This is a genomic window from Shewanella indica (assembly GCF_033842865.1).
Taxonomy (GTDB): Bacteria; Pseudomonadota; Gammaproteobacteria; order Enterobacterales; family Shewanellaceae; genus Shewanella; species Shewanella indica.
The window spans coordinates 2,542,241-2,561,623 of the sequence record NZ_JAWXXR010000001.1; the positions used below are offsets into that span (position 1 = coordinate 2,542,241).

Sequence of the window (19,383 nt, forward strand, 5' to 3'; positions counted from 1 at the left end):
CTGTCAGTGACTGAAAGTGACCAGGCCACCCATTAGGGTGGCCTGTTTTTTTGTAGGCAGGATGATTTGGGTCAAACTTCTTGGGAAGGTGCGGACAGGCCCCGGCATGCATTCAGTCAGATGCCTTGAACGCCAATAGCTGTGCAAGCCACTCTCTACAAAAAAGAACGCCGCGAAGACTTATTCGCACCTTCCCTTGGCTTTGGGATCTTGGCGGCTCTTGCTAAACTCGCTCACTATCAAGGCGTTTCATTTAAGATGCTGTAATCAAGATGTTTCAGGGAAAGGAAGTGATGATACTCGAGTCTGTCTCAAAGGAGCCCAAGGGCCGGGAAAGCGTTGCGGGGCGAGTCAAAGGGTTGTTCAACCGGCGGCGTAACACGCAGGCTCTGGCCTTAAGCCTTGGCTTGGCTTTGAGCCTCGGCAGCAACGGCGTGCGGGCCGATATTAACACCGTGCCTTTGGTGGCACCCTTGTATCACGGCGGCGAACTGCTGCAAAAGCAGTTGTTTAAAGGGTTGGAGCTCAGTGTCACCACAGGGCGCGATCTGGCGATATTTTCTGTTGCCGGTATGAGCCTGGATGCCTACATTTTAACGCTGCCGCTCGATGCGCCGACCAAGGCCAGGGTCATAGCCCGGCTGTCGGATCCTTTCTACAGCATCCCCCTTGGGCATTTTCTCTACCTTTTTTACGACAGATACAGCCGCGCCGAGAACCGGGATCAGTTCCGGGATTATCTGCTGAGCCAATACAGCAAGGAGCAAATCGCGCCCTGGCAGCATTCGCTGTTCAGCCTGGAAGAGCAGGTTAAAGACAACACCGAACCGACCGCTGAAGCCAATGACAGACGCGAGGGCATGACGCTCAATCGCCAGTTGGTTGCCATGTTGGTGACTGTCTATGATCGCCTGTTCAACAATGATGACTGGGCCCTTGGCAAGATACTGCCGGAGCATTACAACTATCTTGGCGATAGCCCCGAAGATCTGGCGTTGATTGCCGACATTCAGCCGCTGATCATCACTGAGATTGGCAAGTATGTCGGCAGTCTGCCTGAGGGGGATATGCGCAGCGCCCTCGAGCTGATTATTGAAGATGGCAAGGCGGAAAATGCCGCCAAGGTAAACAACAAGGCGCAGGCGATAACCGTTACCCTTATCGACTTTGTCCGTCTCAATGTGCTCAAGGCCTATCGCCAATATGCATTACCGGCGCAGCGGGCAAAAGCCTTTTCGGCCTGGATGCAGGCCAGTCTCAAGGAAGATCCCAAGGGGCTGAGTGATTTTCTGGCAAGTTGGAGTCAACGCCCAAGAGCGGTGCAGATAACGGTAGATGGCTTGAGCCAGGGACTGATGCAGGCGTTGGTTGCACCCAATTCCGGCCCTTATCTCAAAGAAGTACTTGCCAGGGACGCGGCTTTGTCGCAACTCACGCCCGCGTCAGCCAAGGGGCGGCCGCAGCACACTCCCAAGCAGGACTTTTTGCGTCAACTGGTGAAAAATGGCGCCACCGACCAGTACTATCTGCCGTTTTTCAAGTCACTCTATCGCCGGAGTGAGAATGGCATAGCCACAGGAGGCATCTCTTCCACGCCGACCATCAGTGTGCGCAATCTGCCGATTATCAAGACAGGCGCCGCAGTGTCCGGTAAGGGTGGCACAGGGATCCCCAATTTTCACTTTGTCGATCGCACCCGTGACCGGGCCTATTACTTTTTCGGCAACGACGCCCTGCAGCTCGAAAATCTGGTGGAGAGCCGCGGCATGCGTACCATGTTCGACCGGCTGAATTATCTCAAGACCTTAAACTGCAACGCCCAATATGACTGGAACGCCCAGACCAGTTTCGATGCCCTGGTTAATCTGGGGCTGGGGGAAGCGATCCGTGATTTTGGTGAGCAGCGCTGTCTCAATGAGTTGTCGCTGCGCGCCGAAGCCGAGAGGGACTTGCAACATAGCGTGGCGGCGGTTCGCAAGCAACTCGAGGCCTACGACAAGATGGGGGCCTGGCGGCTGTTTTCCCGCATGAGCTTGCGGGGTAAGCTCAATGAACAGCTCAATGAGCTGGCCTTGCTGAGTGAACAGGCGATGCCGGACTATCTGCTTATTTATAACCCCTGGCCGGATCATTTCGCCCATTTCAAGGGGCCGTTCAGCGACGAAATCATAGCGCCGACCGGTGAGCTTAACCGGCTCGATTACTGGCTCGGTCGTCTGGACAAGGTGTATCGGGACGCGGGTATCTATCCGCAGACGCTGTGGGGCATGGCCGGCGATCATGGTTTGGCACCTGTGTATCACACCCTTAACCCCGAACTGGTGTTGCAAGATGCGCTCAAGCAACGCGGGGTCGAGCTCAAGATAAGCAAAATCTCCTCTGATGAAGGGGAAGGCCCCAAGATAACCAACAACCTCAACCCGCCTTCACTGCATGGGGTAGACTTGGTGATAGCCTCTACCGCAGGTGGTAACTATATGCTGGACTTCTTTAACTCGGACCGAGGTTGGCAGGTGCAACCCTTGTATCAGGAGTTGACCCGTTTTAAGGTCAAAGAAAGCGAGGCGCTGGATATGGTCAGCTTGCTTGCCGATGAGTTGCAGGAATCGCTGGATTATCTGGTGGTGCGTCAAAGTGATTGCACACTTGATAGCTGCTCTGTGCGTTTGGTGGGATATAGAAACGGGCAGCGCCGAGATGAAATGATCAGTCGTGACTCGGGCGCTATCCGTTATCAGGCGCTTGATGATAAAGGCGCGCCTGAGCTGCTGGCACTGGCTCAGAGCAACCCTTATCTGCCGCCGCTGTCTGATGTTCAGTTATCGGCCAAACAACAACTGCTCGAATTGTGCTTGGGGAGTGCCAAGGGCTGCAGCGCCGAGCAGTGGCGCAATCTGGCGGCCATGAGTCCCAGACCCGATGCCGTGGTGCAGCTGGCACACCTCTATGATGAAGACAGGGCTGGCACCATCAACCTCTTCCCCAAAGAGGGATTTGGCTATAACACCCTGGTGCCGGGGCGTCATGCGGGCGAGCATTATCTGGAAAAAGATGCCTTCATAGGTTTCTGGGGCGAGCCTAGCAAACCCGGCCAGAGATTGGGGCCGCTGGATAACGGCTCACTGGCACCGACTTTGTATCAGTACCTTACCGGTGAGCAGGTCGAGGTAGGAGACAATGGTTGGGGTTATCCCTCTGTGCTTTCGAGTCTTAACTGAGATGAATTTATTATCGTCGGTGCCACAGAAACAGAGATTTTTGTCGCCATCACTGGCAAGCCTGCCATGCCTTAGGTAAGCTTGTAGCCAAGATGAATTGAGTTTTGGCCGGTGTGTTCCCCGGTATTCCGCTATGCATCCCTGGCGCCGCAGACAAAATGGCGCCCATTCACCCGAAAAATGAGTCTCTGTTGGCCCTTGGCTGACGGAGGCTGCTTTTGTTTGACAGGAGACGAAAGAGATTATGAACAAGGTTCCCATGACCCTGGTTGGGGCAGAACAGTTGCGCAAAGAACTGGATATACTCAAGTTTGATCGCCGTCCCAAGATCACCGAGGCAATTGCCGCGGCGCGTGAACTGGGGGATTTGAAAGAAAACGCCGAATACCATGCCGCCCGTGAAGAGCAAGGCATTTGCGAAGCCCGTATCCGCGATATCGAAGGCAAACTGTCCAACGCCCAGATCATTGATGTGACCAAGATGCCCAACAATGGCCGGATCATCTTTGGTTCTACCGTGACCATACTGAACCTGGACACAGATGCCGAAGTGACTTACCGCATTGTCGGTGACGATGAGGCGAATATCAAAGAGAACCTGATCTCGGTGAACTCCCCAATTGCCCGTGGCCTTATCGGTAAAAATCTGGGGGATGAAGTCAATATTCAAACTCCCGGTGGCCTGGCAGAATATGAAGTTGTTGCCGTCGAATATATCTGATTGCGTTATCAAGCCGCCTCCGGGCGGCTTTTTTGTGCAAGATGGACAAAGTTTAATTTGCCCGCCAGGGCTTGAAAGGCTAGCATCCGCCCAAATAACCATTATCAATGGACACCTTGTTGCTGAAAATCATGCGCCTCTTTACCCTGCTGATCGCCATAGGTCTGCTGGGAAATGTGTATTCCGGGATTGCCTCAGATGCAACCTGGAAGGCGTTTGAACAGGCTTTGCCCGAGCTCAGTCAGCAAGATGCTGACAAAGAGCCGTTGTCCATAGCTTCATCTACCTCAGTTGGTCAGGAGTCTCAAGTCCAAGAGGCCCGGCAGCACAAGTTTGGCAAGCATGATGCTAGTGGCAGAGCTGAGGTGGATGGCAAGGTTTCCCTGTCTGACTTATCCAAGTTGCTGCGCTCCGAGCAGGGCGACCAACTCTATTCTGCCCCTGGTGCTCGTCTGTGCTGTCTCAGTATGGCCGCTCAGCAGGATGTGCCCGAGCCGCCCTATGAATTGGCGTTTGAAATCGCTATGCCACCGGCGCCAGTGCTCAGCATAGGTTTTGCCGAGCAGTTGCCTATCGAGCAGAATTGGACCTTAACGCACCCCGGGGCTGGTTTGCGCCTTGGGGGCTGGAAAGACGCCAACCTCCGCTATCGCTTCAGTCAGCAGGCCGCCTGACGCTCTCTTCCGGGCTTTTCTGTCCGGGTTTCACTTCATCTGTTGTCAGTCACTCCTTCATTGGATGACTGCGACTGTGATATGTGGCTTAAGCCACGAGTCGAAAAGAGAGCATAAATATGATAACTGACTCATTATTAAAGAGTAATGGCCGTGGGCGCCAGCCTAAAAAATTGCTTAATCACTACAGCGCCTGGAAATATCTGGTGTTGGTAGTCACTCTGGTGGTGATGGCGCTGAGCGCCTTGCCAACCTGGTATGGTGAAGATGCCGCGGTGCAAATTTCTCCCAAGGCTGGAATAGCCTTATCTCCGACCCAGATAGTTTCTGAACTGGCCAAGGCCGATATTCTCGTCAAGCGCCTGGACAGCAAAGATCAGCAAACCCTGGTTATTCTCAATGACGAAGGCCAACAGACACTGGCCAAGTCCTTGCTGGCCAATCATGCCAAAGATCCCGCTGAACTCACTCTGGCCTTGAGCCCGGCGGCGCCCGAGTGGCTGCTCGGCACGGGATTTGAACCCATTAAACTGGGACTGGATCTTCGTGGTGGGGTGCAGTTTCTGTTGGATGTGGATATTGCTCCTGTGTATCAGACTCAAGGCAGTTCATTGGCCGACGCCCTGCGCGCCTTTGCCAGAGAAAAGGGGATCCGTGGCTTAAGTGTACGTCAGGGCGCTGAAGAGCAACTGACTGTGATTATGCCTGAGGCGGCTCGCGCCGAGGTGCGGCAATTTATGGCCAAGCAATACCCACTTTGGCAGGTGAGCAGCGATAACAGTCAACTCAAGCTGGTGCTGACGGAGGCCGAGAAAATCAACCTGCGTAATCTGACGGTGCAGCAAAATCTGCAGATCATGCGTAGCCGAATTGAGGAACTGGGGATCACCGAAGCCTTGGTGCAGCGTCAGGGCGAGAGCCGCATCCGTATCGAGCTGCCCGGTGTTCAAGACCCGGCGGCCGCCAAGAGCGTGATAGGGGCGACCGCGACTCTGGCCTTCTATGAGGTTAAGGATAGTGCCACCGGCGCCATCTTGATTAAAGACAAGTCCGGCAATCCTGTGCCCGTGGCACGTAAACCTGTGCTGACCGGCGAGCATATTGTCGATGCCCGTGCCGGAATAGGAGAAATGGGCGCTGCAGAGGTGAATATTACCCTGGACAGTGAAGGCGGCCGCCGTATGACCGACTTCTCCCGAGGCCATATCGGTAAACCTATGGCCACGGCATACAGTGAGTACAGTCGCGATGCCGATGGCAAGGCGGTGCAAAGCAATGAAATTATCAGTGTCGCCACCATCCAGTCTGTGCTGCCGGAGCGTTTTCGCATAACCGGCGCCGGTAGTTATCAGGATGCGCAGCAATTGGCTCTTTTGCTGCGGGCCGGTTCTATGACTGCACCTGTCACCATAGTTGAAGAGCGCACCATAGGCCCGACGCTGGGGGCAGAGAATATTCACAACGGCTTTGCCGCCCTGGCGCTCGGTCTGGGGATCACCCTGGTGTTTATGGCGCTTTGGTATCGTAGGCTGGGCTGGGTCGCCAACCTGGCACTACTGGCTAACATGGTGTTGCTGTTTGGCTTGCTGGCCTTGATCCCCGGCGCGGTACTGACTCTCCCCGGGATTGCCGGTTTGGTGCTGACAGTGGGGATGGCGGTGGATACCAATGTGCTGATTTTCGAGCGGATCCGCGACAAGCTTCGTGAAGGGCGAGCATTGGCGCACGCCATTGACAAGGGCTTTGACAGCGCCTTCTCCACCATTTTCGATGCCAACTTCACCACTATGATCACTGCTGTAGTGCTCTATGCCATAGGTAATGGTCCTATTCAGGGGTTTGCGCTGACGCTGGGGCTGGGGTTATTGACCAGTATGTTCAGCGGGATTTTTGCCTCAAGGGCGATTATCAATCTGGTTTATGGCAAGAACTTCAGCCGCGAAGTGAGGGTTTAATATTATGATTAATATGAAAAATGCAACCAAGTGGCGTTATTTCAGCAGCGCGATTTCTGTGATTTTGATGATAGTGTCCATCAGTGTGATTGCCGTCAAGGGGCTCAACTGGGGGCTGGATTTTACCGGCGGTGTGGTCAGTGAAATCCGTATCGACAGCTCAATCAGCGCCAAGACGTTGCAACCTTTGTTGCAGCAGGCCTATGGTCAGGAAGTCAGCCTGATTGTTGCCGGTGAGCCGGGACGCTGGGTGCTGCGTTATGCTGCGCCAAGTGCCGGGCAGAGTATGCCCGAACTGCCGGAGGTACTGGCGGGTATGAACACTCAGGTGGAAGTGCTCAATACCAGCATAGTCGGGCCTCAGGTCGGCCAGGAGTTGGCCGAGCAGGGCGGCTTGGCTTTGCTGGTGGCAATGCTGTGTATTCTGGGGTATCTCTCTTATCGCTTTGAGTGGCGCCTGGCATCCGGCGCGGTATTTGCTCTGGTACATGATGTTATCTTTGTACTGGCCTTTTTTGCCGCCACTCAGATGGAGTTCAACCTGACGGTACTGGCGGCTGTGTTGGCCATTTTGGGATATTCACTCAACGATTCCATCATTATTGCCGACAGGATCCGCGAATTGCTGGCTGCCAAACCCAAGCTGGCGGTAAAAGACATCAATAACCAGGCGATTGCGGCCACGTTTGCCCGAACCATGGTGACATCCGGTACTACCCTGATGACCATTTCAGCGCTGTGGATCATGGGCGGAGGTCCCTTGGAAGGATTTTCCATCGCCATGTTTATCGGGGTGTTGACCGGTACCTTCTCATCGATATCAGTTGGTACTTCATTGCCGGAATGGCTGGGACTGTCCAGTGAACATTATCGGGTGACGCCTGTGACCCAGACCCCTTGATTGAAACCCGTCAATTAATACTGATTTAATCCACCGGCGCCACAATGTGCGCGCCGATGGGATACTGGCAACAAAAAAGCCACCTTAATTAGGTGGCTTTTTTGAGGGGAATGGGCTTATCTGGCCTTGGGCAGAGCGATTTTCATCTCTTCGGATTGGCGGAAGAGCACCAATACATGGCCTATCAGCTGCACCTTGGTTGCCTGGGTTTCACGGACAATGGCATCAACGATAGCGGCTTTCAGTTCTCTGTCTTCAGAGGCGACTTTAACTTTAATCAGCTCATGATGAGAGAGCGCATTATCAATTTCAGCCAGTACCCCTTCAGTCAGGCCATTGGCACCAAGCAGCACTACTGGCTTGAGGCTGTGTGCCAGGCCCTTTAGATGCTGTTTCTGTTTGGTTGTTAAGTTCATTTCTACCAACTTTTGCTGAGTTACTGTTGAAAAGCCGCTATTCTACCCTCATATAGCCCTTGTGTAACTCTCATTTGTTGCGGATTTTGAATGTCAGGTAAGAAACGTACGGCCAGTTCCACCCGTTGGATGCAGGAACACTTTGATGATCACTATGTCAAATTGGCACAAAAACGGGGGCTGCGTTCGCGGGCCGCGTTCAAGTTAGAGGAGCTGCAACAAAAAGATCAGCTGATTAAACCCGGGATGACAGTGGTTGACCTGGGGGCCGCTCCCGGAGGTTGGTCTCAGGTAGCAGCCAAGTTGGTCGGTGAAAAAGGTAAAGTGGTTGCCTGTGATATTTTACCGATGGACCCAATCGTTGGCGTCGATTTCCTTCAGGGAGACTTCCGTGAGGAAAAAGTCCTTGAGGCCTTGCTGACTCGTGTAGGGGAAGATAAGGTTGACTTGGTGCTCTCGGATATGGCGCCCAATATGAGTGGTTCAGATGGTGTGGATCAGCCCAGAGCCATGTATTTAGTGGAGTTGGCGCTGGATATGTGTCATCAGGTGTTGGCAGCCAATGGCAGTTTTGCTGTTAAAGTCTTTCAGGGGGAGGGCTTTGACGAGTATATGAAAGCAGTCAGACAAGCGTTCAAGACTGTAAAAACCCGTAAACCGGATTCCTCCAGGCCACGTTCTCGCGAGGTCTATCTGGTAGCGACAGGGTACAAGTTGTAGTACCCTGATTGAAGTAAATCTCAAGACTTTGTGAGGTTCAGTAATTGAGTGACATGGCAAAAAATTTGATTCTCTGGGTGGTCATCGCCGTGGTGCTGATGTCCGTGTTCCAGGGTTACTCCCCCTCTTCTTCGTCAGCGCAGAAGATGGATTATTCGACTTTCCTGGACGATGTTCGTAGCGGCCAAGTCAGCAACGTGGAAGTGAAAAGCGACCAACGTACGATAGAAGGCGTTAAAAAGTCCGGTGAAAAGTTCACCACCATTATGCCCTTGTATGACCAGGATCTGATCAATGACCTGGATCGTAAAGGCATCCGTATGAAAGGGCAGGAAGCCGAAGAGTCAGGATTCCTGACACAGATCTTTATCTCCTGGTTCCCCATGCTGCTGCTTATCGGGGTGTGGATCTTCTTTATGCGACAGATGCAGGGCGGTGGCGGTAAAGGCGCCATGTCCTTTGGCAAGAGTAAAGCCAAGCTGATGAGCGAAGATCAGATTAAGACCACCTTTGCCGATGTGGCCGGTTGTGATGAGGCCAAGGAAGAAGTGAAGGAGATGGTGGATTATCTGCGTGATCCCAGCAAATTCCAGAAACTCGGTGGCCGTATTCCTACCGGTGTGTTGATGGTAGGCCCTCCAGGTACAGGTAAAACCTTGCTCGCCAAGGCGATTGCCGGTGAAGCCAAGGTGCCTTTCTTTACCATCTCAGGTTCTGACTTTGTGGAAATGTTTGTCGGTGTCGGTGCCTCTCGGGTACGTGACATGTTCGAGCAGGCCAAAAAGTCGGCTCCATGTATCATCTTTATCGATGAAATCGATGCCGTTGGCCGTCAGCGTGGTGCCGGACTCGGTGGTGGTCACGATGAGCGTGAGCAAACATTGAACCAGATGCTGGTGGAAATGGACGGCTTTGAAGGTAATGAAGGTATTATCGTTATCGCCGCAACCAACCGTCCAGACGTATTGGATGCCGCGTTGCTGCGTCCCGGCCGTTTCGACCGCCAGGTTGTAGTAGGGCTGCCGGATGTTCGCGGCCGTGAGCAAATTCTTAAAGTGCACATGCGTAAAGTGCCTTTGGGTGACGATGTTAAAGCCAGTGTAATTGCCCGCGGTACGCCTGGGTTCTCTGGTGCGGATCTTGCCAACCTGGTTAACGAGGCGGCACTGTTTGCTGCTCGCGGTAATCGCCGTGTAGTGACCATGGAAGAGTTTGAGAGTGCCAAAGACAAGATCATGATGGGCGCCGAGCGCCGCTCTATGGTGATGTCTGAGTCCGAGAAAGAGATGACGGCTTACCACGAAGCCGGTCACGCGATTGTGGGTTATCTTGTACCTGAGCACGACCCTGTGCATAAGGTAACCATTATCCCTCGAGGCCGCGCCTTGGGTGTGACCTTCTTCCTGCCGGAAGCCGATGCCATCAGTGAGAGCCGCCAGAAGCTGGAGAGTAAGATCTCCGTGGCCTACGGTGGTCGACTGGCCGAAGAGATTATCTTTGGCACTGAAAAAGTCTCTACCGGTGCATCTCAGGACATTAAATATGCCACGGCCATTGCCCGTAACATGGTGACCCAATGGGGCTTCTCCGAGCGACTCGGTCCACTGCTGTATGCAGAGGAAGAAGGTGAGGTATTCCTGGGCCGCTCCATGGCCAAGTCCAAGCATATGTCTGATGAGACAGCGGCCATCATAGACTCTGAAATCAAGGCCATCATTGACCGCAACTACCAGCGAGCCAAACAACTGCTGGATGAGAATATGGACGTACTGCACGCGATGAAAGATGCGCTGATGAAGTATGAGACCATAGACTCGCGCCAGATAGAGGACCTGATGGAGCGCCGCGAAGTGCGTCCTCCGGTCGATTGGCATATGGATGACAACGGTTCTTCCAACGGTAATAACGGCAATAAAGCTGCTAAGCCTGAAGAGACTGAAGTTGAAGAGCATGAGCCGAGTGATACGACTGCAGATTTGGGCAAACCCGGCGAGAGCCCGCTGAAATAGGCCCATTCTGAGGTTAAAGAAAACCCCGCAAGGGGTTTTCTTGTTTCTGCCGCAAGGCACAATACTAAATCCAAGAAAGATGTTCTCGCGCTTGACGCGTAAGGGAGTAATGAGTGTTTGAATTGAAGTCCGGTGCTCAGCAACTACTACTCGATGAGCCCAAGGTGATGGGGATCCTCAACGTAACCCCGGATTCGTTTTCCGATGGCGGGCGTTTTTCTTCCTTTGAACTGGCCTGCCAGCACGCCGACCAGATGGTGGCCGATGGCGCCGTGTTTATCGATATCGGCGGTGAGTCCACCCGGCCCGGTGCTGCCGATGTCAGTGTCGATGAGGAGCTTGCCCGGGTTGTCCCCCTGGTGGAGTATATTGCTGCCAAGCATCCCCAAATTTGGATCTCTTTGGATACCAGTAAAGCCGAAGTGATGCGTGCCGGTATCAATGCCGGCGCTCACCTTATCAACGACGTGCGGGCCTTGCAGGAGCCCGGCGCTCTACAAGCCGCTGCTGAGCTGCAGGTGCCTGTGTGCCTGATGCATATGCAAGGGCAGCCCAGAACCATGCAGAATGCGCCCCACTATGAGGATCTGCTCGCCGAGGTGAATGACTTCTTTGCCAAGCGTATCGAGGCCTGTATTGAAGCGGGGATCGCCAGAGAGGCAATATTGCTGGATCCGGGTTTTGGATTTGGCAAGACGCTGGAACACAATTATCATCTGCTGGCTCATTTACAAGAGCTGGCAAAATTTGATCTGCCTTTACTTATCGGACTGTCGCGAAAGAGTATGATAGGAAATCTGCTTGAGCGCAGCGTAGATAATAGATTGGCAGGCAGCCTGGCTGGCGCCATGCTGGCTGCTCAGCGGGGCGCACATATTATTCGGGTACATGATGTCGCAGAGACTTGCGATGTACTCAAGGTTATGGCTGCCAGCAAACGCTTTGGATAGGAAATGTATTTGGGATAAAAGCATTTCAAGCCAATAGGTCAGCCAACATTAGGTTTACAGTATATAGAATAGCCATTTGAAGATGGTTCTCAGTAGGAGTGAACGTGAGAAAGTTTTTTGGTACGGATGGGATCCGCGGCAAAGTCGGAGCGGGCAAGATGACCCCGGAGTTGGCTCTTAAGCTTGGCTGGGCTGCCGGTAGAGTCTTGTCCCGCAGTGGCACTCGTAAAGTGATCATAGGCAAGGATACCCGGATCTCTGGTTATCTGTTTGAGTCGGCGTTGGAAGCCGGCCTGTCTGCCGCCGGACTCAATGTGATGTTGATGGGCCCTATGCCTACGCCTGCAGTCGCCTACCTGACCCGAACTTTCCGCGCAGAGGCGGGGGTCGTTATCAGTGCATCTCACAATCCTTACTATGATAACGGTATCAAGTTTTTCTCCACAGATGGCAGCAAGCTGGATGACGAGTTGGAACTTGAGATTGAAGCCGAGCTGGAAAAGCCTCTGGTTTGTGTCGAGTCGCATCTACTGGGGAAGGTCTCCCGTATCGATGATGCCGCCGGTCGTTATATCGAATATTGCAAAGGTAACTTCCCGGCGGATCAAACCCTTGCCGGACTCAAGATAGTGGTGGACTGTGCTCACGGCGCAACCTATCACATTGCCCCCAATGTGTTCCGTGAACTGGGCGCCGAGGTAGTGACCATAGGGGATAAGCCCAATGGCATCAATATCAATGATCAAGTAGGTGCGACCTCCATGACCAAGATTTGTGAAACCGTGGTCAGCGAAGGCGCCGATCTGGGTATCGCCCTCGACGGTGATGGCGACCGTATCATGATGGTCAATCGACAAGGTGACATTATAGACGGCGACCAGATCCTCTATATTCTTGCCTGCGACGCGCAAAAGCGCGGCATCCTCAAAGGCGGGGTTGTCGGTACTCTGATGTCCAATCTCGGGCTCGAATTGGCGCTCAAACAGCTCAATATCCCTTTTGCCCGTTCCAAGGTCGGTGACCGCTATGTAATGGAACTGCTGAAAGAGAAAGATTGGCGCATAGGGGGGAAAACTCAGGTCATATCCTCAATCTGGACCATGGCACGACTGGAGATGGTATAGTTGCAGGTATTCTTGTGCTGGCGGCCATGCGTCGTCACAACGCCTCACTGGAAGAATTGACCGAGTCGATGCAGATGTTGCCCCAGGTCCTTATTAATGTTCGCTTTGAAGGCAACTCAGATCCGCTGGCGTCGCAACTGGTACAAGATGCCCAGACTCAGGTTGAGTCGCAACTTGGCGAGCGTGGCCGGGTACTGCTGCGTAAATCCGGAACCGAACCTTTGATTCGGGTAATGGTGGAAGGGGATGATGAAGCCTTGGTGCGCGCCCATGCCGAAACCATAGCCGCTGCAGTCAAACAAGCGGTTTAAACTGGCATTCTTTAGCTTAATTAAAGTAAAATTAATAACTTAAGCTGGAATTGTGAGCGATTTACTGAGTGTGAGCATAAAAAGTAGCCGAACACACAGTAAATCGCAAAAATTCCGTAATCAGGTATTGTAAGTTAATAAGTGGTTCGCTATTATTCACGCCGCTTTCAGAGGAGATGGTGATGGCACTCAGACGTCCAATGGTAGCAGGTAACTGGAAAATGAATGGCAGTGCGCAGTTAGCACAAGAGCTGTTCAAGAAGTTTGCCAGCAAGCTACATAATGATTCTGTTGAAGTGGTTTTATGCCCACCAGCGATTTACCTGGAAAGCGTAAGGCAACTGCTCGAAGCTAACAAAGAAACCCTGAATGGTTCTCTGGTTAGAATGGGGGCTCAAAACCTGAGTCAGCACGATTTTGGTGCTTACACTGGTGAAACCTCAGGGCGGATGCTGAAAGATGCCGGTTGTCGTTATGTGATAATTGGTCACTCGGAACGCCGCCGTATGTACGGTGAGACGAGTAACATAGTGGCAGAGAAATTTGCTGCTGCTCAAAAGCACGGTCTGACTCCGATACTTTGTGTTGGTGAATCTGGCCCGGCTCGTGAGGCAAGACGTACCTTCGAGGTGCTTGCCGAGGAGCTTGATGTGGTAATCGAAAAGAACGGTACCATGGCTTTTGATAATGCGATCATCGCCTATGAGCCCCTTTGGGCTGTAGGGACAGGTAAGAGCGCAACACCGGAGCAGGCACAAGAAGTTCACGCGTTTATACGCAATCGCCTCTCTGAAGTGTCCCCTTATATTGGGGAAAATATCAGGATATTGTACGGCGGCAGCGTCACACCGAGTAATGCTGCAGATTTATTCGCCCAACCTGATGTGGATGGTGGACTGATAGGCGGTGCTAGCTTAAACTCTACCGAATTCTTGAGTTTATGTTCAATAGCAATGAGCGCTTAATATGAAAGAAGTACTGATGGTTATTTACTTGTTGGTAGCTTTGGGTCTGGTTGGACTCATTCTTATCCAGCAAGGGAAAGGGGCTGACATGGGCGCATCTTTTGGTGCCGGTGCTTCAGGAACCCTGTTCGGTTCAGCAGGTTCAGGTAACTTTCTGACTCGGACAACGGCGATTCTCGCTATCGCGTTTTTCACTCTAAGCCTGGTTATTGGCAATATGAGTGCACACCACGTGAAGCAGGATACCAACATATTGGGGCCTGAAGTAGAACAGACCCAACAGTCTGAGACTAAAATTCCAGACTAATACCGAATATGCCGAGGTGGTGAAATTGGTAGACGCGCAGCCTTGAGGTGGCTGTGACCTAACGGTCGTGCGGGTTCAAGTCCCGCTCTCGGCACCAATCTTTAACTGAGTTAATCGATATGAAATTTTTCTCAGTTATTGCAAGTAAAAGCTGAAATCAGTAAACTTGCAGCAGTTGACGCGGGGTGGAGCAGCTTGGTAGCTCGTCGGGCTCATAACCCGAAGGTCGTCGGTTCAAATCCGGCCCCCGCAACCAGCTCCCAGTGATGAATTAAGCTGATAGATAATTCATCCTGTTTACAGGTTCTTGAACATAATGACCTCGTGATTACGGGGTTTTTTGTTATCTGGGACTTTTAAATTTGCTGCCTTTTACGGCAGCTCAATACTGGGGCTATTAATAGCCCTTTTTTGTTTTTCGGGGGTTACCTTGGCAACATTAGAATCCAGACTCACAGAAATGCTTACTCCGGCAGTGGAAGGCCTCGGCTACCAGCTCTGGGGTATTGAATTTGTTAAGGCCGGCAAGCATTCAATCTTGCGGCTCTTTATTGACGGTGAGAACGGCATTAATATTGAAGATTGTGCCAATGCCAGTCGTCAGGCGAGCGCCATTCTGGATGTCGAGGACCCAATCACTTCCGAATACACACTGGAAGTCTCCTCTCCCGGTCTCGATAGGCCGCTGTTCACCTCTGAGCAATATGGTATGTACCTTGGAGAGGAAGCAAAGATTCAACTGACTATGCCGGTGGCGGGTAGTCGTAACTTAAAAGGTACCATCACTAAGGTGGAAGGGCAGATGCTCACCCTGACAGTGGATGGAAAAGACTTGATTATTGCCTTGGATAACATCCGTAAAGGCAACCTGATCGCTAAGTTTTGATGGTTTCAAGGTGAACGAGGCAAGACGATGAATAAAGATATTTTGCTGGTCGCTGAAGCGGTTTCCAACGAAAAGGCTGTACCGCGCGAAAAGATTTTCGAGGCGCTCGAAATTGCGCTGGCTACCGCAACCAAGAAAAAGTATGAAGGCGATATCGATGTTCGTGTTGCCATAGATCGCAAAACCGGCGATTACGAGACTTTCCGTCGCTGGTTGGTGGTTGATGATAACGGTGAAGCGTTGGAAAACCCTTACCGTGAAATCACTCTGGAAGCGGCTCGTTATGAGAACCCTGAGATCCAGCCTGGCGAGTTCATTGAAGATGAAATCGATTCGGTACAATTTGACCGTATTACTACTCAAACCGCCAAGCAGGTAATAGTACAGAAAGTTCGTGAAGCCGAGCGCGCTCAAATCGTCGAGCAGTTTATCGACAAAGAAGGTGAGTTGGTTACCGGTGTGGTCAAGAAGAGCAACCGCGACAGCGTAGTGGTTGATCTCGGCAACAACGCCGATGGCGTGCTGTTCAAAGAAGACCTGATCTCCCGTGAGACTTTCCGTCCTGGTGACCGGGTACGCTCCCTGCTGTATGCTGTGCGTCCTGAGGCACGTGGTGCTCAGTTGTTCCTGACCCGCACCAAGCCAGAGATGTTGATCGAATTGTTCCGTGTTGAAGTACCGGAAATTGCCGATGAGATGATCGAAGTGATGGGCGCCGCCCGTGACCCAGGTTCACGGGCCAAGATCGCCGTGAAATCAAACGATCGTCGTATCGACCCTATCGGGGCTTGCGTCGGTATGCGCGGTGCCCGGGTGCAGGCTGTATCCAATGAACTCGGTGGCGAGCGTGTTGATATAGTGCTGTGGGACGATAACCCGGCACAATTTGTTATCAACGCCATGGCACCGGCCGATGTGGCCTCAATTATTGTTGACGAAGATAACCACTCAATGGATATCGCCGTCGAAGCCGATAGTCTGGCACAAGCTATCGGCCGCAATGGTCAAAACGTTCGTTTGGCGACACAGCTGACAGGCTGGGTACTGAACGTGATGACAGTGGAAGACATGAACAAGAAACATCAGGCCGAAAGCGCCAAAGTGATGGAGCTGTTCGTGGGTGCGTTGGATGTGGACGAAGATTTCGCCCAGGTGCTGGCCGACGAAGGATTCACCTCTCTGGAAGAGGTGGCTTATGTTCCTGTTTCCGAGCTGTTGGCCATCGAAGGATTTGATGAGGACATAGTTGCTGCATTGCGTGAGCGCGCCAAGGCTGCCTTGTCTACCCGTGCACTGGCATCCGAAGAAGCACTGGATGGTGCCGAACCTAGCGAAGAGTTGTTGTCCATGCCTGGAATGGAGCGCCACCTGGCGTACGTTCTGGCAAGTATGGGTGTGATAACTCTGGAAGATTTAGCCGAGCAAGGCATTGACGATTTGATCGAAATTGAAGAATTGACAGAAGAAAAAGCAGGTGAGCTCATCATGGCAGCCCGCAACATCTGTTGGTTTGGCGAAGAAGCATAGTCGATCAACAGGGGGATTTAACTGATGGCAGAGACAACAGTAGAGAAACTGTCCACTGAAGTGGGAAAAAGCGTAGACCGATTGATCGAGCAGTTTTCCAAGGCCGGTATCAAGAAAGGCAAGGATGACAGTGTCACCGAGGCCGAGAAACAGCAACTGCTGGACTACCTGAAAAAACAACATGGTGCGGACAGTGCGCCCACCAAGATGACATTACAGCGTAAAACCGTATCGACTCTGAGTGTTGCCGGCAGCGGCGGCCAGTCCAAAGACGTCAAAGTCGAAGTACGCAAGAAACGCACCTTTGTGAAGCGTGACCCGGCCGAATTGGCCCGTCAGGCGGAAGAACAGGCTCGCGCCGAAGCCGAAGCCAAAGCTCAGGCAGAAGCCGAAGCGAAAGCCAAGGCAGAAGCTGAAGCCAAGGCTAAGGCAGAAGCCGAAGCGAAAGCCAAGGCGGAAGCTGAAGCCAAGGCCAAGGCTAAAGTGGCTCAGGATGCCGGAAAAGCCAAAGAAGAGGTTAAGGCCGATCCCAAGACCAGCGCTGAGCAGGAAGCTGCCCGTGTTGAGGCCGAGCGTCTGAAAGCGGCTCAGGCTGAAGCTGTTAAGCGCAAGGCCGATGAAGAAGCCGCCCGTGCGGCAGCCGAAGCCCGTCGCCTGGCTGAAGAGAATGAAAAACGCTGGGCCGAAGAAGAGCGCCAGCGTCTTGAAGCCGAGAAGCGCAGCGATCACCATATCACCACCTCCAAAGTGGCCCGCGCCGCCGAAGATACCAGTGATATGGATGAAGAGAAGCGTGGTCGTCGTTCACGTCACAAGAGTGCCGGTAAGAAACGTACCAAGGACTCCCGTGACGGTCGTGAGCGCAACATCCGCAATCGTGCGCCTCAAGCCATGAGCCATGGCTTCAATAAGCCGGTTGCTGCGGTAAACCGCGATGTACGCATAGGTGAAACCATTACTGTGGCCGAACTGGCGCAGAAGATGGCCATCAAAGCCACTGAAATCATCAAGACCATGATGAAGATGGGCTCTATGGTGACCATTAACCAGGTACTGGATCAGGAAACTGCCCAACTGGTTGCCGAGGAGATGGGTCACAAGGTTGTGCTTATCCGTGAAAACGAGCTGGAACATCAGGTTCTGGCTGACCGTGACGGTGAAGATGTCAAACTGGAGCCTCGTGCGCCGGTTGTGACCATCATGGGTCACGTTGACCACGGTAAGACTTCGCTGCTTGACTATATCCGTCGCACTAAAGTCGCGGCCGGTGAGGCCGGTGGTATTACCCAGCATATCGGTGCCTACCATGTAGAAACTGATAACGGCATGATCACCTTCCTGGATACTCCTGGCCACGCCGCGTTTACCGCTATGCGTGCCCGTGGTGCCAAGGCCACAGATATCGTGATTCTGGTGGTGGCTGCCGATGATGGCGTAATGCCTCAGACTATTGAAGCTATCCAGCATGCCAAGGCCGGCGGTGTACCGCTGATCGTGGCAGTGAACAAGATGGATAAGCCTGAAGCCGATGTCGATCGCGTCAAGAGTGAACTGTCCCAGCACGGCGTGATGTCGGAAGATTGGGGCGGCGACAACATGTTCGTGTTTGTCTCTGCCAAGACAGGTATGGGCGTGGACGAGCTGCTGGAAGGTATCTTGCTGCAAGCTGAAATCCTCGAACTCAAGGCTGTACGTGACGGCATGGCCGCCGGTGTGGTTGTTGAGTCTCAGCTGGACAAGGGCCGCGGTCCTGTTGCTACCATCCTGGTTCAGGAAGGTACTCTGCGTCAGGGCGATATCGTTCTGTGTGGTCTGGAGTACGGTAAGATCCGTGCCATGAAAGATGAAAACGGCAAGAACATCACTGAAGCCGGTCCGTCGATTCCGGTTGAAATCCTGGGTCTGTCCGGGGTGCCTTCTGCCGGTGACGAAGCGACAGTTGTTCGAGACGAGCGTAAGGCCCGTGAAGTTGCCCTGTATCGTCAGGGTAAGTTCCGCGACATCAAGCTGGCGCGTCAGCAGAAGTCCAAGCTGGAAAACATGTTTGCCAACATGACCGAAGGCGAAGTGAAAGAGCTGAATATCGTGCTCAAGTCTGACGTACAGGGTTCTTTGGAAGCCATCGTCGACTCGCTGACTCGTCTGTCTACCGAAGAAGTGAAAGTGAACATCATCGCCAGTGGCGTGGGTGCACTGACCGAGACAGATGCGACTCTGGCCGCAGCGTCCAACGCCATCATGGTGGGCTTCAACGTCCGTGCTGACGCTCAGGCTCGTAAGACCATCGAAAGTGAGAGTGTGGATCTGCGTTACTACAGCGTGATCTACGACCTCATCGACGAAGTCAAGTCGGCCATGAGCGGTATGCTTTCTCCTGAATTCAAGCAGGAGATCATTGGTCTGGCTGAAGTGCGAGATGTGTTCAAGTCGCCTAAACTGGGTGCAATCGCCGGCTGTATGGTGACCGAAGGTATCGTTAAGCGCAGCGCACCTATCCGGGTTCTGCGTGAGAACGTGGTTATCTATGAAGGTGAGCTTGAGTCTCTGCGTCGCTTTAAAGATGACGTTAGCGAAGTTCGCAATGGCATGGAATGTGGTATCGGCGTGAAGAACTACAATGATGTTCGCGTAGGCGACCAGATTGAGGTGTTCGAAACCGTCGAGGTTGCCCGTACCCTGTAACGACAACATCGAAAAGG

The 19,383-nt window shown here is 52.9% G+C and carries 14 protein-coding genes, 2 tRNA genes and 1 pseudogene; 16 read left to right on the plus strand and 1 reads right to left on the minus strand.

Features of this window, described 5'->3' with window-relative positions:
- Positions 1–293: 293 nt before the first annotated feature.
- The 5 genes from SIL79_RS11495 to secF all read left to right on the plus strand — a co-directional run bounded on the left by SIL79_RS11495 (position 294) and on the right by secF (position 7,469).
- A complete protein-coding gene (locus SIL79_RS11495) occupies positions 294–3,218 on the plus strand; it encodes an alkaline phosphatase family protein (RefSeq protein ID WP_319619969.1) in 2,925 nt (974 codons plus the stop codon).
- A 244-nt stretch (positions 3,219–3,462) separates the two neighbouring features.
- Positions 3,463–3,939, plus strand: a complete 477-nt coding sequence (gene greA / locus SIL79_RS11500; protein ID WP_039033631.1) for a transcription elongation factor GreA — start codon at positions 3,463–3,465, stop codon at positions 3,937–3,939.
- Positions 3,940–4,046: 107 nt separating this feature from the next.
- Complete coding sequence (locus tag SIL79_RS11505) at positions 4,047–4,613, plus strand: hypothetical protein (RefSeq protein WP_162206775.1); 567 nt, start codon at positions 4,047–4,049, stop codon at positions 4,611–4,613.
- 119 nt (positions 4,614–4,732) lie between these two features.
- On the plus strand, positions 4,733–6,568 hold the full coding sequence (gene secD / locus SIL79_RS11510; protein WP_162206776.1) for a protein translocase subunit SecD: 1,836 nt from the start codon (positions 4,733–4,735) through the stop codon (positions 6,566–6,568).
- Positions 6,569–6,572: 4 nt separating this feature from the next.
- Positions 6,573–7,469 (plus strand): protein translocase subunit SecF, encoded by an 897-nt coding sequence (secF, locus tag SIL79_RS11515; RefSeq protein WP_405130416.1) that lies wholly within the window; start codon positions 6,573–6,575, stop codon positions 7,467–7,469.
- A 116-nt stretch (positions 7,470–7,585) separates the two neighbouring features.
- Here secF and yhbY read toward each other — a convergent pair whose 3' ends face one another.
- Complete coding sequence (yhbY, locus tag SIL79_RS11520; RefSeq protein WP_025009926.1) at positions 7,586–7,885, minus strand: ribosome assembly RNA-binding protein YhbY; 300 nt, start codon at positions 7,883–7,885, stop codon at positions 7,586–7,588.
- 90 nt (positions 7,886–7,975) lie between these two features.
- On the opposite strand from yhbY, the gene rlmE reads away from it, so the two are divergent.
- From rlmE to infB, 11 genes and pseudogenes are all read left to right on the plus strand, one after another.
- Entirely contained in the window at positions 7,976–8,605 is a 630-nt protein-coding gene (gene rlmE, locus SIL79_RS11525) for a 23S rRNA (uridine(2552)-2'-O)-methyltransferase RlmE (protein ID WP_025009927.1), read from the plus strand.
- Positions 8,606–8,658: 53 nt separating this feature from the next.
- Entirely contained in the window at positions 8,659–10,614 is a 1,956-nt protein-coding gene (ftsH, locus tag SIL79_RS11530; protein ID WP_162206777.1) for an ATP-dependent zinc metalloprotease FtsH, read from the plus strand.
- Between the two features lie 113 nt (positions 10,615–10,727).
- The gene (gene folP, locus SIL79_RS11535; protein ID WP_162206778.1) at positions 10,728–11,564 is read left to right on the plus strand and encodes a dihydropteroate synthase; all 837 of its coding nucleotides are present in this window, start codon (positions 10,728–10,730) and stop codon (positions 11,562–11,564) included.
- Positions 11,565–11,662: 98 nt separating this feature from the next.
- Positions 11,663–12,999: pseudogene (glmM, locus tag SIL79_RS11540) on the plus strand (phosphoglucosamine mutase).
- Between the two features lie 182 nt (positions 13,000–13,181).
- Complete coding sequence (gene tpiA, locus SIL79_RS11545; protein ID WP_039033635.1) at positions 13,182–13,964, plus strand: triose-phosphate isomerase; 783 nt, start codon at positions 13,182–13,184, stop codon at positions 13,962–13,964.
- Position 13,965: 1 nt separating this feature from the next.
- Complete coding sequence (gene secG / locus SIL79_RS11550) at positions 13,966–14,271, plus strand: preprotein translocase subunit SecG (RefSeq protein ID WP_039033636.1); 306 nt, start codon at positions 13,966–13,968, stop codon at positions 14,269–14,271.
- Between the two features lie 10 nt (positions 14,272–14,281).
- Positions 14,282–14,368 (plus strand) — tRNA-Leu (locus SIL79_RS11555).
- 82 nt (positions 14,369–14,450) lie between these two features.
- Positions 14,451–14,527 (plus strand) — tRNA-Met (locus SIL79_RS11560).
- A gap of 174 nt (positions 14,528–14,701) precedes the next feature.
- Complete coding sequence (gene rimP, locus SIL79_RS11565; RefSeq protein ID WP_039033637.1) at positions 14,702–15,157, plus strand: ribosome maturation factor RimP; 456 nt, start codon at positions 14,702–14,704, stop codon at positions 15,155–15,157.
- Positions 15,158–15,184: 27 nt separating this feature from the next.
- Positions 15,185–16,684, plus strand: a complete 1,500-nt coding sequence (gene nusA, locus SIL79_RS11570) for a transcription termination factor NusA (RefSeq protein ID WP_039033638.1) — start codon at positions 15,185–15,187, stop codon at positions 16,682–16,684.
- A 24-nt stretch (positions 16,685–16,708) separates the two neighbouring features.
- Complete coding sequence (gene infB, locus SIL79_RS11575) at positions 16,709–19,366, plus strand: translation initiation factor IF-2 (protein ID WP_039033639.1); 2,658 nt, start codon at positions 16,709–16,711, stop codon at positions 19,364–19,366.
- Positions 19,367–19,383: the final 17 nt, after the last annotated feature.

Bases quoted from the DNA above. Each gene is read 5' to 3' on its own strand.
- SIL79_RS11495 (WP_319619969.1), top strand. From the start codon at position 294: ATGATACTCGAGTCTGTCTCAAAGGAGCCCAAGGGCCGGGAAAGCGTT.
- greA (WP_039033631.1), top strand. From the start codon at position 3,463: ATGAACAAGGTTCCCATGACCCTGGTTGGGGCAGAACAGTTGCGCAAA.
- SIL79_RS11505 (WP_162206775.1), top strand. From the start codon at position 4,047: ATGGACACCTTGTTGCTGAAAATCATGCGCCTCTTTACCCTGCTGATC.
- secD (WP_162206776.1), top strand. From the start codon at position 4,733: ATGATAACTGACTCATTATTAAAGAGTAATGGCCGTGGGCGCCAGCCT.
- secF (WP_405130416.1), top strand. From the start codon at position 6,573: ATGATTAATATGAAAAATGCAACCAAGTGGCGTTATTTCAGCAGCGCG.
- yhbY (WP_025009926.1), bottom strand. From the start codon at position 7,885: ATGAACTTAACAACCAAACAGAAACAGCATCTAAAGGGCCTGGCACAC.
- rlmE (WP_025009927.1), top strand. From the start codon at position 7,976: ATGTCAGGTAAGAAACGTACGGCCAGTTCCACCCGTTGGATGCAGGAA.
- ftsH (WP_162206777.1), top strand. From the start codon at position 8,659: ATGGCAAAAAATTTGATTCTCTGGGTGGTCATCGCCGTGGTGCTGATG.
- tpiA (WP_039033635.1), top strand. From the start codon at position 13,182: ATGGCACTCAGACGTCCAATGGTAGCAGGTAACTGGAAAATGAATGGC.
- secG (WP_039033636.1), top strand. From the start codon at position 13,966: ATGAAAGAAGTACTGATGGTTATTTACTTGTTGGTAGCTTTGGGTCTG.
- nusA (WP_039033638.1), top strand. From the start codon at position 15,185: ATGAATAAAGATATTTTGCTGGTCGCTGAAGCGGTTTCCAACGAAAAG.
- infB (WP_039033639.1), top strand. From the start codon at position 16,709: ATGGCAGAGACAACAGTAGAGAAACTGTCCACTGAAGTGGGAAAAAGC.